General features: G+C 70.2%; 11 protein-coding genes. 9 read left to right on the forward strand and 2 right to left on the reverse strand.

What is annotated here, in order from left to right:
- Positions 1–96 precede the first annotated feature (96 nt).
- From HMPREF1529_RS09510 to pth, 7 genes are all read left to right on the forward strand, one after another.
- Positions 97–1,482, forward strand: coding sequence for a GntP family permease (locus HMPREF1529_RS09510; RefSeq protein WP_016464660.1), 1,386 nt, complete (start codon positions 97–99; stop codon positions 1,480–1,482).
- Positions 1,475–2,242, forward strand: a complete 768-nt coding sequence (locus HMPREF1529_RS09515; RefSeq protein WP_005052490.1) for an SDR family oxidoreductase — start codon at positions 1,475–1,477, stop codon at positions 2,240–2,242. The genes HMPREF1529_RS09510 and HMPREF1529_RS09515 overlap by 8 nt, the downstream gene beginning before the upstream one ends.
- 16 nt (positions 2,243–2,258) lie before the next feature.
- The gene (locus HMPREF1529_RS09520) at positions 2,259–3,287 is read left to right on the forward strand and encodes a zinc-binding dehydrogenase (protein ID WP_005052491.1); all 1,029 of its coding nucleotides are present in this window, start codon (positions 2,259–2,261) and stop codon (positions 3,285–3,287) included.
- A gap of 2 nt (positions 3,288–3,289) precedes the next feature.
- On the forward strand, positions 3,290–3,796 hold the full coding sequence (locus HMPREF1529_RS09525) for a gluconokinase (RefSeq protein ID WP_005052493.1): 507 nt from the start codon (positions 3,290–3,292) through the stop codon (positions 3,794–3,796).
- A gap of 84 nt (positions 3,797–3,880) precedes the next feature.
- Entirely contained in the window at positions 3,881–4,297 is a 417-nt protein-coding gene (locus tag HMPREF1529_RS09530; protein WP_016464661.1) for a hypothetical protein, read from the forward strand.
- A 440-nt stretch (positions 4,298–4,737) separates the two neighbouring features.
- A complete protein-coding gene (locus tag HMPREF1529_RS09535) occupies positions 4,738–5,355 on the forward strand; it encodes a 50S ribosomal protein L25/general stress protein Ctc (protein ID WP_016464662.1) in 618 nt (205 codons plus the stop codon).
- An 82-nt stretch (positions 5,356–5,437) separates the two neighbouring features.
- The gene (gene pth, locus HMPREF1529_RS09540; RefSeq protein WP_016464663.1) at positions 5,438–6,022 is read left to right on the forward strand and encodes an aminoacyl-tRNA hydrolase; all 585 of its coding nucleotides are present in this window, start codon (positions 5,438–5,440) and stop codon (positions 6,020–6,022) included.
- 39 nt (positions 6,023–6,061) lie between these two features.
- On the opposite strand, the gene HMPREF1529_RS09545 is transcribed toward pth, so the two are convergent.
- Positions 6,062–6,616 (reverse strand): hypothetical protein, encoded by a 555-nt coding sequence (locus HMPREF1529_RS09545; protein ID WP_016464664.1) that lies wholly within the window; start codon positions 6,614–6,616, stop codon positions 6,062–6,064.
- Positions 6,617–6,727: 111 nt separating this feature from the next.
- Between HMPREF1529_RS09545 and mfd the strand changes: the two genes are divergently transcribed.
- Positions 6,728–10,354: a transcription-repair coupling factor gene (gene mfd / locus HMPREF1529_RS09550; protein WP_036282865.1), complete on the forward strand. Its 3,627-nt coding sequence runs from the start codon at positions 6,728–6,730 to the stop codon at positions 10,352–10,354.
- 34 nt (positions 10,355–10,388) lie between these two features.
- Here mfd and HMPREF1529_RS09555 read toward each other — a convergent pair whose 3' ends face one another.
- Positions 10,389–11,828, reverse strand: a complete 1,440-nt coding sequence (locus HMPREF1529_RS09555; protein ID WP_016464666.1) for a basic amino acid/polyamine antiporter — start codon at positions 11,826–11,828, stop codon at positions 10,389–10,391.
- Between the two features lie 115 nt (positions 11,829–11,943).
- On the opposite strand from HMPREF1529_RS09555, the gene HMPREF1529_RS09560 reads away from it, so the two are divergent.
- A complete protein-coding gene (locus HMPREF1529_RS09560) occupies positions 11,944–12,543 on the forward strand; it encodes a gamma carbonic anhydrase family protein (RefSeq protein ID WP_005052510.1) in 600 nt (199 codons plus the stop codon).
- Positions 12,544–12,549: the final 6 nt, after the last annotated feature.

Raw genomic sequence — 12,549 nt, forward strand, 5'->3', positions numbered from 1 at the left:
CGACTATTCGCTTGCGATAAGTACTACTTTTGTGAAACGGTGGTCCCGCGGCCGGGAACGACCCCGGCACATGGACGATTCATCGGAGAAGCTCCCATGCAAGATTGGACGCAGACGCTCGGCGCCGTCCCTCTGCTGCTCATCGCAGCCGGCGCCATCGCGCTCATCCTGATCCTCATCATCTGGGCGCGGATGCACGCCTTCCTCGTGCTCGTGCTCGTCTCTCTGCTGACGGCGCTGGCGACCGGCATCCCGATCGACGGTGTCGGCAAGGTCCTCATCGACAGCTTCAGCGGCACCGTCGGCGCCGTCGCCCTGCTGGTCGGGCTCGGGGCGATGCTGGGGGCGCTCGTGGAAACCTCGGGCGGCGCTCGTGTGCTGGCCGAGAAGATGGTGTCCGTCTTCGGTGAGAAGCGGGCAGCCTTCGCGCTCGGCGTTGCGTCGCTCATCATGGGCTTCCCGATGTTCTTCGACGCCGGTCTGATCGTGATGCTCCCGGTGATCTTCGCCGTCGGACGGCGCATCGGCGGCAAGCACATGCTCCTGTACGGCATCAGTGCCGCCGCCGCATTCTCGGTGATGCACGTCTTCGTGCCGCCGCACCCCGGGCCTATCACCGCGAGCGAGACGTACGGGGCGAACCTCGGTCTCGTGCTCGTCATCGGACTCGTCGTGGCGCTGCCCACCTGGTACCTCACGGGCTACCTGTGGGCGAAGTTCACGGACAAGCGCATTCCTCTGGCGATCGTCGACCTCTTCGGCGGCCGCGACGTCGACCCGGTCAACCCGCCCAAGGCCGGCACGGTCATCGGCGTGCTCGCCATCCCGCTCGTGCTGATCCTGCTCAATACCGGGATCTCGGCACTGGTGTCAGCCGGCGTCGTCGAGGGCTCGCTCGTCTGGGTGCAGGCGCTGCGTCTGATCGGCACGAGCCAGATCGCTCTGCTCATCTCCGTGCTCATCGCGCTGTTCGTGCTCGGCACCCGCCGCGGCGTGCACGGGACCGCACTCGAGAAGATCGTCGACTCCGCCCTCGGGCCGATCTGCTCGGTCGTGCTCATCACGGGCGCGGGCGGCATGTTCGGCGGCGTGCTGCGGGCCTCGGGCATCGGCTCGGCGCTTTCGGACTCGCTCTCCTCCCTCGGCATCCCCGTGATCTTCGCCGCCTACCTCATCGCCGTCGTGCTGCGCGTGGCCCAGGGATCGGCAACGGTCGCGCTGGTCACGGCGGCGGGCCTGGTCTCGCCCGCGGTCCTCGCCGCCGACTTCAGCCCCCTGCAGGTGGCATGCGTCGTTCTGGCCACCGCCGCAGGCTCCGTGTTCGCCGGTCATGTCAACGACTCGGGCTTCTGGCTCGTCGGTCGGCTCATGGGCATGGACGTGAAGACCACGCTGAAGACGTGGACGGTGCAGCAGGCACTCGAGTCGGTCGTGGGCTTCGCCTTCGTGCTCGTCATCTTCGGGGCGGTGTCCCTTGTCTGATCTGTTCGACCTCAGCGGACGCACAGCCCTCGTCACGGGATCCTCGCGCGGGCTCGGACAGAGCCTTGCGACGGGGCTCGCCGAGGCCGGAGCGCGCGTGATCGTCCACGGCCGCAGCAGCGAGGGCGTGGCGGAAAGCGCCGCCCTGCTGGCCGCGCAGACGGGAAGCCTTCCCGAGACGGTCGTCTTCGACGTGACGGATGCCGCGGCCGTCGACGCCGCGATCACAGAGCTCATCGCGCGCGTCGGTGTTCCCGACATCCTCGTCAACAACGCCGGTATCCAGCGTCGGGCGCCGTTCGCCGAGTTCTCCGTCACCGACTGGGACGACGTCATCGCCACGAACCTCTCCAGCGCGTTCTACGTGTCCCGCTTCATCGCGCCGGGGATGATCGCGCGCGGCTCGGGAAAGATCATCAACATCGCGTCGGTGCAGTCGGCCCTGGCGCGACAGACGATCGCGCCGTACTCCGCGAGCAAGGGCGGCATCGCGCAGCTGTCGCGAGGAATGGCCGCCGATCTGGCACGCCACGGCATCCAGGTGAACACCCTGTCGCCGGGCTACTTCGCCACGGAGATGAATGCGGCGCTGGTCGCCGACGAGGACTTCACCGCCTGGGTCGCCCAGCGCACCCCGGCGGGCCGCTGGGGCCGTGTCGAGGAACTGCGCGGACCCTTGACCTTCCTCGCCTCGGCGGCGAGCGACTTCGTGAGCGGACAGAATCTGTTCGTCGACGGCGGCATGACCGCGGTCGTGTGATCGAGAGGAGCAACCCATGGATGCGGTCGTGATCAGAGGACGCCAGGACGTGACGGTCGAGGAAGTCCGCGTGCCGCCGTGCGCTCCCGGACAGGTGCGCCTGCGGGTCGGTTACGTCGGCATCTGCGGCTCTGACCTGCACTACTACTTCGACGGGGCGAACGGAGCGTTCGTGGTGACCGAACCTCTGGTTCCCGGCCACGAACTCGCCGGCTGGGTCGAGCACGATCCCTCGGGAACCTGGCCGCCCGGCACGCCCGTCACGGTGCACCCGGCACGTTTCGGAACGTCCCTGCCCGGCATCGCACAGGCGCCGCACCTGTGGCCCGGCGGCTCATACCTCGGCAGCGCCTCGACCACCCCGCACACGCAGGGGGCGATGGTCGACGACCTCGTGGTCGACGCGGCGATGGTGCGCGTCCTGCCGGACACCCTCCCGGTGCGGCGTGCGACGCTGGCGGAGCCGCTCGCGGTGGCGCTGCACGGCGTCGGTCGCGCCGGTGATCTCCAGGGGGCCCGCGTGCTGGTGTGCGGGGCCGGGCCGATCGGACTGCTCGCCGTGGTCGCTGCCCGTGCGCGTGGCGCGGCCGTCGTCGACGTCAGCGACCTGCTGCCCGAAGCGCTCGATCGCGCCGCCGCACTGGGGGCCGATCGCACCTGGCGTGCCGGCAGCGACGATGTTCCCGTGGAGGCCTACGATGTGGTGCTCGAGTGCTCGGGCGCGGCGGCCGCGGTCAACACTGCCGTCTGCGCTGTGCGTCGGCGCGGCGTCGTCGTGCAGATCGGGATGCTGCCGAACGAGCCCCGTCCGATCAACCTTGCCCCCGTGGTCGCCAAGGAGGTGACGCTCACCGGTGCCTTCCGTTTTCTCGACGAGATGGAAGAGGCGATCGCTCTGCTGGATGCGCAGCCCGGCGTAGAGAGCGTCATCACGCACGAGTTCGCGCCCTCGAATGCCGAGGCGGCGTTCGAGACCGCTCGCGACTCGGCATCCAGCGCCAAGGTGATCGTAGCCATGGCGTCCGCGCGAGAGGCAGGGCAGTGAGCATGGCCTCCCGTGCACCGCGCATCGTCGTGATGGGTCCGAGCGGCTCGGGCAAGACCGCCGTCGGGGCCGCGCTGGCCGTCGACTTCGGCGTCGACTTCGTGGATGCCGACGACCTGCACCCCGCGCAGAACGTCGCCAAAATGGAGTCGGGCGTGCCGCTCGATGACGACGACCGCCGTCCCTGGCTCGACGTCGTCGGGCAGCGCCTGGCCTCGTCGCCCGGACTGGTCATGGCCTGTTCCGCTCTCGCGCGTCGCTATCGCGATCGCATCCGCACGGCCGCGCCCGATGCCCGCTTCGTCGAGCTCGTCGTGTCGCGCGAAGAGCTCGACCGCCGGATGCGCTCGCGGCAGCACTTCATGCCGGTGGCCCTCCTGGAGTCCCAGCTGGCGACGCTCGAGCACCTCGGTGCGGACGAGGACGGGGTCGCCGTCGAGAACATCGGGGGCATCATCGAGGTCGCCGCTCGCGCGCGCACCGCTCTCGACCGGGCCGACCGGCGATAGCGGACGCGGGCGGCGACGCGCAGGCGAGGTACGCTCGCATCGCGGGTTCGAGCGGTCGGTCCCGACGGGGCAGCGGAGGTGAAGATGGCGCGGGTCGTGCTGATGGGTTCGTCGGATGCCGCGGTCGAGCTCACCGGAGCAGCGCTCGCCGCCCGACTGCGCGCCCGCTACATCGACGGCGACGAGTTGCGACCGCCCCCGCGGCGCCGGCGCCGGCGCGGTGAGTCGATGCCGATTCCGTCGGACGCCGAGATCTGGCTGGACGCGCTTCGTCTCGTGCTCGTGGAGGCGGCCGCCGTCGTCGTGACGACCGGTCCCCTCACGCGCGTGGCCAGAGACGCCGTTCGCGCGCGTGTGCGCGACGTCGTGTTCGTCGAACTCGTCGGCCGAGACAGTGTCGGCGAGCCTTTGACTGAGGACGAGGCAGGCTTCCGCGTTGCCACGGGGGCCGATCTGCAGGTCGTCGTGGATCGGATCGCCGATCTGCTCACGGCGCGGTGATCTCGACGCCGCGTCGCGGATGCCGGCCGCGGCGGGAGCGGATCAGTCCTTGCGGTAGCCGGAGCGGCCGAGCGTGAAGAGTGCTCCGACGACGGCGACGGCCGATCCCACCGACATCAGGCCGATGATCCACAGGAGTGCGTGCGACATCCAGCCGTAGTCCATGGGTTCCTCCGGAGTGAGAGACGAGTGAGCGGGGCCTCGGCCGCGCGAGCGCGCCCGTTCGGGCACCGTCTCCATCGTAGCGGCGTCGCTGGTAGACTGATCTCCTCCCTCGGCGAGGGATGCCGCGCGTTCGCGCATCGGCATCCGTGATCGACGCGGTGATGCGGGCCCACGCGGTTCGGACGCACAGTCCGGGCGGGCTCTCCTCACGTGACCACGTTCGAGTCGAGACCCAGACCCAGACCAGGGCGAGATGCCCGCAAGGAGAATCCATCATGTCGACCGAGACCGACACCAAGGTCATCGCCGAGCTTCGCGAGAACTTCGGCAAGGGCTTCGCCCGCCGCCTGCGCGCCGCGGGCAAGATCCCCGCCGTCATCTACGGCCACGGCACCGACCCGGTGCACGTCGCGCTGCCCGGCCACCAGGTCGCGCTGCTCGTGCGTCGCGCCAACGTCGTGCTCGAGCTGGAGATCGCCGGCGCACAGCAGCTCACGCTGGTCAAGGACGTGCAGAAGGACCCCGTGCAGCAGATCATCGAGCACATCGACCTGCTCGTCGTGAAGAAGGGCGAGAAGGTTCAGGTCGACGTTCCCGTCGTCGTCGTCGGCGAGCCCTTCGCCGGCACGATCGTCAACCTCGACAACACGACCGTGTCGCTCGAGGTCGAGGCCACGCACATCCCCGAGAACGTCGAGGTCGACGTCGACGGACTCGAGGAGGGCACGCACATCACGGCCGCCGACCTGAAGCTGCCGCGCGGTGCGGTGCTGGTCACCGACCGCGAGACCCTCATCGTCGCGATCTCCGCGCCGGCCACGGCCGAGGCCGCTGAGATCGAGGCGGCCGACGAGGCCGTCGCCGAGGAGCAGTCGGAAGAAGCTGCCGAGTAATCGACGCATCATGAACGAAGCCCGTCGCCGCCGATACTGGTGGGGCGGGCTTCGTCGTGGATCGACCGGTGAGGATGTGAGCATGGCCGAAACGTGGCTGGTGGTGGGCCTGGGCAACCCCGGTGTCCGTTACGAGAACACGCGTCACAACGTGGGGCAGATGGTGATCGGCGAGCTCGCGTCACGGCGGGGGGAGACGTTGCGTGCGCACAAGGCGAACGCGCGTGTCGCGGAGAGCTGGTTGCGTCCGGGGGGTGCGAAGCTCGTGCTGGCGACCCCCAACTCCTACATGAACGTGTCGGGCGGGCCCGTGTCGCAGCTCGCGCGTTTCTACGACGTGCCCGCCGAACGCATCGTGCTCGTCCACGACGAGCTCGACATCCCGTTCGACACCATCAAGCTCAAGACCGGCGGCGGCCACGGCGGCCACAACGGCATCCGCGATGTCGCCAAGGCCCTCGGCACCCCGGACTTCCCGCGCGTGCGGGTGGGTATCGGCCGCCCCCCGGGACGGCAGGATCCTGCGGACTGGGTTCTCGATCCGTTCTCATCGACCGAGCGGACCTCGCTGGCGCTGCTGATCTCGGACGCTGCCGATGCGGTCGAGCTGCTCGTCGGGGAGGGGTTGCTCGCGGCGCAGCAGAAGCATCACGCGCCGCGCGCCTGAGGTCGCGGACGGTTCCGCCTGCCGACGCGTGCGGAGGGGTCAGGAGTACGTCGGGATTGCCGCGACCACGCCGGCGAGAACGGCGAGCGTGACCGCGACGGCGTAGACGATCGGCCCCGTCGCCGCGACGATGACGGCGCCGACGCCCTGCCCCCGTCCCCGACGGCTCGCGATCGCGACGATTCCCTGTATCAGGGCCCAGACACCGAGGGCGGTTCCCGCCCAGAACCCGATCTCGGCCCACAGCACGAGACCGCGCACGGGACTCAGCAGGGCGAGGGTCTGATCGTCCGAGAGATGTTCGAGGGACCGGGTGGATGTCAGGTCAGCGCGGGCGACGGCGCCCGTCGCGGCGGCGAAGCTCGTGGTCGCGCTGAGCGCCGACGCCACAGCGACGGCGCAGACGGCGGCGATCAACGCGATCGTGCCCAGAGCCTTCGAGGGGGCGGGCGGGGGCGTCGTCGCGGACGGCGGCAGATAGACCGGAGGAGCACCTGGCACGGACTGGACGTAGCCGCCGGCGTGCCAGGCGCCCGGTCCCGGCGCTCCCGCCACGGCGGGCGGTACGGGGGCGTGCTGCGGGTTCTCGCTCACCAGCTCATCCTAGGGACAACCCCGGTGAGAGCAGGAGCCTCATCGTCGCGCACCCCTCACGCGGGGCCGGCGGGCGAAGCGCGTGTCGGTGGGGCGCCGTAGACTCGTTCGGTGACAGTTTCCGGGATCGTTCGCGCCCTCCTTCAGGCGGACGTGGTCCGCGAATCCGTCGAGTCCGCGCTGTCAGACGCCGATTTCTCGATGATTCCGGGGCTGGACGCACCGCTGCTGGCCGCGCTGCTGGATCGTCGGCGCGCCGCGGGTCTGCCGGGCGTGCTGTTGGCCGTGGCTCCCACAGGCCGCCGGGCGGAGGCGCTCGGGGCGGCGTTGTCCGACGTCATCCCGGATGCCGAGGTGCTGCACTTTCCCGCCTGGGAGACGCTTCCGCACGAGCGGCTGAGCCCCTCGCCCGAGACGGTCGGACGCCGTCTGGCTCTGCTGCGCGCCGTCGCGAGCTGGGACGGACGACGCCCGCTTGTCGTGACCGCCTCCGTGCGCAGCGCCCTTCAGCCCCTCGCGGCCGGACTGACCGATGCGGGTGTCATCGCGCTGTCGGTGGGCGGACGCGGATACGACCTCGATGGCGTCACGCACCGTCTCGTGGATCTTGCCTACCACCGGGTCGACATGGTCTCCCGCCGCGGCGAGTTCGCCGTTCGCGGCGGCATCCTCGACGTCTTCCCGCCGGCGGCCGACCACCCGTATCGGGTCGAGTTCTTCGGCGACGAGATCGATCAGATCCGCGCGTTCTCCGTCGCCGACCAGCGCTCTCTGCCCGGAGAGATGACAGACATCACTCTCCTGCCCAGCCGCGAGCTGCTGTTGACGCCCGCGGTCCGCGAGCGCGCGGCGGCGCTGCGCGAGCGCTTCCCCGGTCTGCGAAGCATGCTGGAGAAGATGAGCGAGGGGATCCCCGTGGAGGGGATGGAATCCCTCCTGCCCGTGCTCGCCGACGCGGTGGTGCCACTCACCGACTACCTGCCGTCCGGTGCGGCGGTCGCACTCGTCGATCCGGAGCGTGCCGTCGGCCGCGCCATGACCCTGGGCGAGACCAACCGCGAGTTCCTCGAGGCGGCGTGGAGCGCCGCCGTCGCCGGCGCCGACACCCCGATCGACCTGGGCTCCGGAGACTTCCTCACCCTGCCCGAGCTGCAAGCGGCGGCATCGGCCCGCTCCGGCGTGTGGTGGACCCTCAGCGGCTTCGACTCGGGTGAGGCGGATGCCGCGGCCGACCTCGCCGGCCTGGCCTCCGCGCCGCGCAGCGATGTCGTCCGCGTGCCCGGATCGGCGGTGCCGTCATTCCAGGGCAACGTCGACGGCGCGACCGCGCACGTCGCACAGCTGCTCGCCGAGGGGTGGCGTGTCGTGGTCGCCGCCTCGGGTGTCGGACTGGTCGATCGCGCCCGCGACGTGCTCGCCGAGCGGGGCATCGCCGCACGCAGCGTCGACGAGCTCCACGATGCTCCGGAACCGGGCGTCGCCGTCACGGTCGTCGGAGCGTTGGAGAGCGGCTTCGAGCAGCCCGAGGCGCGACTGGCCGTGCTCACCGAGGCGGAGTTCTACGGCCGCACGATCGGCGCCGACAGCCGGGTCGTGAAGAAGCTCGCCTCCCGTCGCCGCAACGTCGTCGACCCGCTGCAGCTGAAGGCGGGCGACATCGTCGTGCACGCCACCCACGGCATCGGCCGCTTCGTCGAGCTCGTGCAGCGCGAGGTCTCCAGCGGCGGCCGCAACGCGGTCAAGACCACACGCGAGTACCTCGTGCTCGAGTACGCCCCCTCCAAGCGCGGGCACCCCGGCGACAAGCTCTTCGTCCCCACCGACCAGCTCGATCTGCTGAGCAAGTACGTCGGCGGCGAAGCGCCCACACTGTCGAAGATGGGCGGCAGCGACTGGGCCGCGGCCAAGGGCAAGGCACGAAAGGCCGTCCGCGACATCGCCGTCGAACTCGTCAAGCTCTACTCCGCGCGCATGGCCGCCAAGGGCTACGCGTTCGGTCCGGACACGCCGTGGCAGCGTGAGCTGGAAGAGGCGTTCCCCTTCGCCGAGACTCCCGACCAGCTGCAGACCATCGAGGAGATCAAGGCCGACATGGAGCGGCCGATCCCGATGGACCGCCTGCTCTCGGGCGATGTCGGCTTCGGCAAGACCGAGGTCGCGGTGCGTGCCGCCTTCAAGGCGATTCAGGACGGCAAGCAGGTCGCCATGCTCGTGCCCACGACGCTTCTGGTCAAACAGCACCTCGACACGTTCACCGAGCGGTTCGCAGGCTTTCCCGTGAAGGTGCGTCCGCTTTCGCGGTTCCAGTCCGACAAGGAAGCGCGCGAGATCGTCGCGGGCCTTCTGGAGGGCAGCGTCGACATGGTCATCGGGACCCACCGCATCCTCACCGAGAAGGTCGCCTTCAAAGATCTCGGACTCATGATCATCGACGAGGAGCAGCGGTTCGGCGTCGAGCACAAGGATGCGCTGAAGAAGCTCAAGACGAATGTCGACATCCTCGCGATGAGCGCGACCCCGATCCCGCGAACACTCGAGATGGCCGTCACCGGCATCCGCGAGATGTCGACGCTGCAGACGCCGCCCGAGGACCGGCATCCGATCCTCTCCTACGTCGGTCCGCGCAGCGACAAGCAGATCGCCGCGGCGATCCGTCGGGAGCTCCTGCGCGAGGGTCAGATCTTCTACGTCCACAACCGCGTGCAGTCGATTCAACGCGTCGCCGCCCAGCTTGCCGAGCTGGTGCCCGAGGCGCGGGTCGCCGTCGCCCACGGTCAGATGGGCGAGCATGCGCTCGAGGAGGTCGTGGACGGCTTCTGGGAACGGCGCTTCGACGTGCTGGTGTCGACGACCATCATCGAGACCGGCCTGGACATCTCCAACGCCAACACGATCATCATCGACCGTGCCGACAAGTACGGCCTCAGCCAGCTCCACCAGCTGCGCGGGCGTGTCGGTCGCGGGCGGGAGCGCGCCTACGCCTACTTCCTCTACGACGAGATGAAGCCGCTGTCGGAAACCGCCGCCGATCGCCTGGAGACCATCGCCGTCAACAACGACCTCGGCAGCGGTATGCAGGTCGCCCTGAAGGACCTCGAGCTGCGCGGTGCCGGAAATCTCCTGGGCGCCGAGCAGGCCGGCCACATCGCCGGCGTCGGCTTCGACCTCTACCTGCGCATGATCGGCGAAGCGGTCGCGACGTTCCGCGGCGACGAGGTGGACGGGCCGACCGAGCTGCGCCTGGAGCTGCCGATCGACGCGCGCCTGCCCGAGAGCTACATCGACAGTGAGCGGCTGCGTCTGGAGGCCTACCAGAAGCTCTCCGCAGCGGCCTCGCCCGATGCGCGCACGCGCGGCGGGGATGCCGGGTCCTCCACCGACCCGATCGACCTCGTGATCGAGGAGCTCACAGACCGCTACGGCACGCCGCCGCGCGAAGTCGACGGGCTCGTCGCCATCGCGCGCCTGCGCCGCCGCGCCGCTGTCGCGGGCCTCAGCGACGTCGTCGCGATGGGGCCGAACCTGCGGGTCGTGCCGGCACCGGCATCCGATTCTCTGCGCGTGCGGCTGCAGCGGCTCTATCCGAAGTCGAAGGTGCTCGCGGGGGGCGAGGCGATGGTCGTTCCGCTGCCGACCGCGGCGGGGGAGCCGCTCGGAGACGGCGATCTCATCGCCTGGGTCGCTCAGCTCATCGACCAGCTCTACCCGCTCCCGGTCGCGGAGGCCGTCGAAGCCTGAGCGCGCTCTCCGGCCATCCGCCGGTGGCCCGCGCTCAGACGGTGATCGTCCCGAGCGCCAGCAACACGGCCGTGGCGATCGCCGCCGCGCCCGCGACGGCGAAGACGACCACCTCCCACGGGGTGAACACGCGCTCGCCGTTCCGACGTCGGGCGAGGGCGAACAGCAGGGTCCCGGGGACGAGCACGAGCGTCGCGAGCAGCAGGTACTGGCCGCCCGCCGCTGACAGGAGGAAGATCGTGTACCCCGTGGCGCAGACGGCGACCACAACCGCGCCGGCGACGCGCAGTGACGGCGCCGACCGGACATCGGCGAGCGCGACGCACAGGCCGTAGCCCGCCGTCAGCACGTAGGGGATGAGCGCGAACGCGCTCGTCAGGCTGAGGGCGACGTCGAACGCGTTCGTCGAGAAGAGCACCACGATCAGGAGCACCTGCACGAGCAGCGTGGACATCGTGAGCGCGCCGACGGGGACGTCTCGGTCGTTGGTGCGGGCGAACACCGGGGGCAGGTCGCCGTCGCGTGCGGCGACGAGCAGGACCTCCGCCGCCATCAGCGTCCAGGAGAGGTACGCCCCGAGCACCGCGACGATCAGGGAGACACCGACGAACCCGGCTCCCCACGGCCCGACGACCTCGGCCAGCACCCCGGCCATGGAGGGCTGCGCAAGCGCCGCGATGCGCTCGCGCGGCAGGATGCCGAACGACACGATCGTGACCGACAGGAAGATCGCCAGGACGCTGACGAATCCCAGCACCGTCGCCCGTCCCACATCGCGCCGACGGCGGGCATGCCGGGAGTAGGCGCTGGCGCCCTCCACCCCGATGAAGGCGAACACCGTCACGAGGAGGGTCCCGCGCACCTGGTCGTACAGCGGCAGGTCGGAGGGGCCGGAGATGTTCGCTGCGAAGACGGCGGGGTCGAACGCGAACAGGCAGAGGAAGACGAACGCGACGATCGGCAGCACCTTGGCGACGCTCACGATGCGGTTCACGGCGGCGGCCTCGCGCGTGCCGCGGCGCACGAGGAGGAAGAACACCCAGAGGCCGGCCGACGAGACCGCGACGGCCACGGGCGTGTCGCCCCCGGCGACGGCGGGGACGACCGCGCCCACCGTCGACATGATGAACACCCAGTAGAAGACATTGCCCGCGCACGCGCTCGCCCAGTAGCCGAACGCGGAGAGGAACCCCAGATAGCGCCCGAAACCGGCGCGCGCGTAGGAGTAGACCCCGGCATCCAGCTCAGGGCGCCGGGCGGCGAGGCGCTGGAAGACGAGCGCCAGCATGAACATCCCCGTGCCCGCCACGGCCCACGCGACGAGGGAGCCGACGACGCCGGTCTGCGCCGAGAACGTGCCGGGAAGCGAGAAGACACCCGCGCCCACCATCGAGCCGACGACGAACGTCGACAGGGTGAGGGTCGAGACGGTCGCGGGTGCGGGCGCGGACCGGGCGACGACGGAATCTGACACAGCGGAACTCTCCGGCCGCGGACACGGTCGGTGCGGCCTGTAACACCCTAACGGCGGTGCGTCGGGCCTCGACGTCGCCCCTCGGGCGTCCTAGGGTGAGGGCGGGAGGACGATCATGCAGTTCGAACACCTCGGGGTGCGCCCCCGCATCCATCCCGACGCGGTGATCGCGCCGACCGCGGTGATCTCGGGGGACGTCGAGATCGGCGCCGGATGCCAGATCCTGCACGGCGCGGTGCTGACGGCCGAGGGTGGGCCGATCACGCTCGGGGCGCACGTCATCGTGATGGAGAACGCCCTTCTCCGGGCGAGCGCCGCGCATCCCGTGCACGTCGGCTCGCACGTCCTCGTCGGGCCCACCGCGAGCATCTCGGGTGCGACGGTGGGCGACGAGGTCTTCCTCGCCACCGGGGTCCGCGTCTTCAACGGCGCCCGCATCGGCGATCGCGCCGAGGTGCGCATCGGTGCGATCGTGCACCTGCGCACGGTCGTGCCGCCCGATGCCGTGGTGCCGATCGGATGGGTCGCCGTGGGCGATCCCGCTCAGATGCTCTCGCCCGATCGTCACGAGGAGATCTGGGCGCTGCAGAAGGATCTGGACTTCCCCGGGTTCGTGTTCGGTCTGGATCGCGAGACGCCCGATCTCATGGTCCAGCTCACCGAGCGCTATGGCGCGGCGCTCGCGCGCCACGCCGAAGACCGCCGCGTGGACTGAGCCCCC

This window comes from Microbacterium sp. oral taxon 186 str. F0373, assembly GCF_000411455.1.
In the GTDB taxonomy this organism is placed as follows: domain Bacteria; phylum Actinomycetota; class Actinomycetes; order Actinomycetales; family Microbacteriaceae; genus Microbacterium.

Excerpts from the sequence above, each read along its gene's own strand:
- HMPREF1529_RS09560 (WP_005052510.1), top strand. The coding sequence starts at position 11,944 with ATGCAGTTCGAACACCTCGGGGTGCGCCCCCGCATCCATCCCGACGCG.
- HMPREF1529_RS09535 (WP_016464662.1), top strand. The coding sequence starts at position 4,738 with ATGTCGACCGAGACCGACACCAAGGTCATCGCCGAGCTTCGCGAGAAC.
- pth (WP_016464663.1), top strand. The coding sequence starts at position 5,438 with ATGGCCGAAACGTGGCTGGTGGTGGGCCTGGGCAACCCCGGTGTCCGT.
- HMPREF1529_RS09520 (WP_005052491.1), top strand. The coding sequence starts at position 2,259 with ATGGATGCGGTCGTGATCAGAGGACGCCAGGACGTGACGGTCGAGGAA.
- HMPREF1529_RS09510 (WP_016464660.1), top strand. The coding sequence starts at position 97 with ATGCAAGATTGGACGCAGACGCTCGGCGCCGTCCCTCTGCTGCTCATC.
- HMPREF1529_RS09530 (WP_016464661.1), top strand. The coding sequence starts at position 3,881 with ATGGCGCGGGTCGTGCTGATGGGTTCGTCGGATGCCGCGGTCGAGCTC.
- HMPREF1529_RS09525 (WP_005052493.1), top strand. The coding sequence starts at position 3,290 with ATGGCCTCCCGTGCACCGCGCATCGTCGTGATGGGTCCGAGCGGCTCG.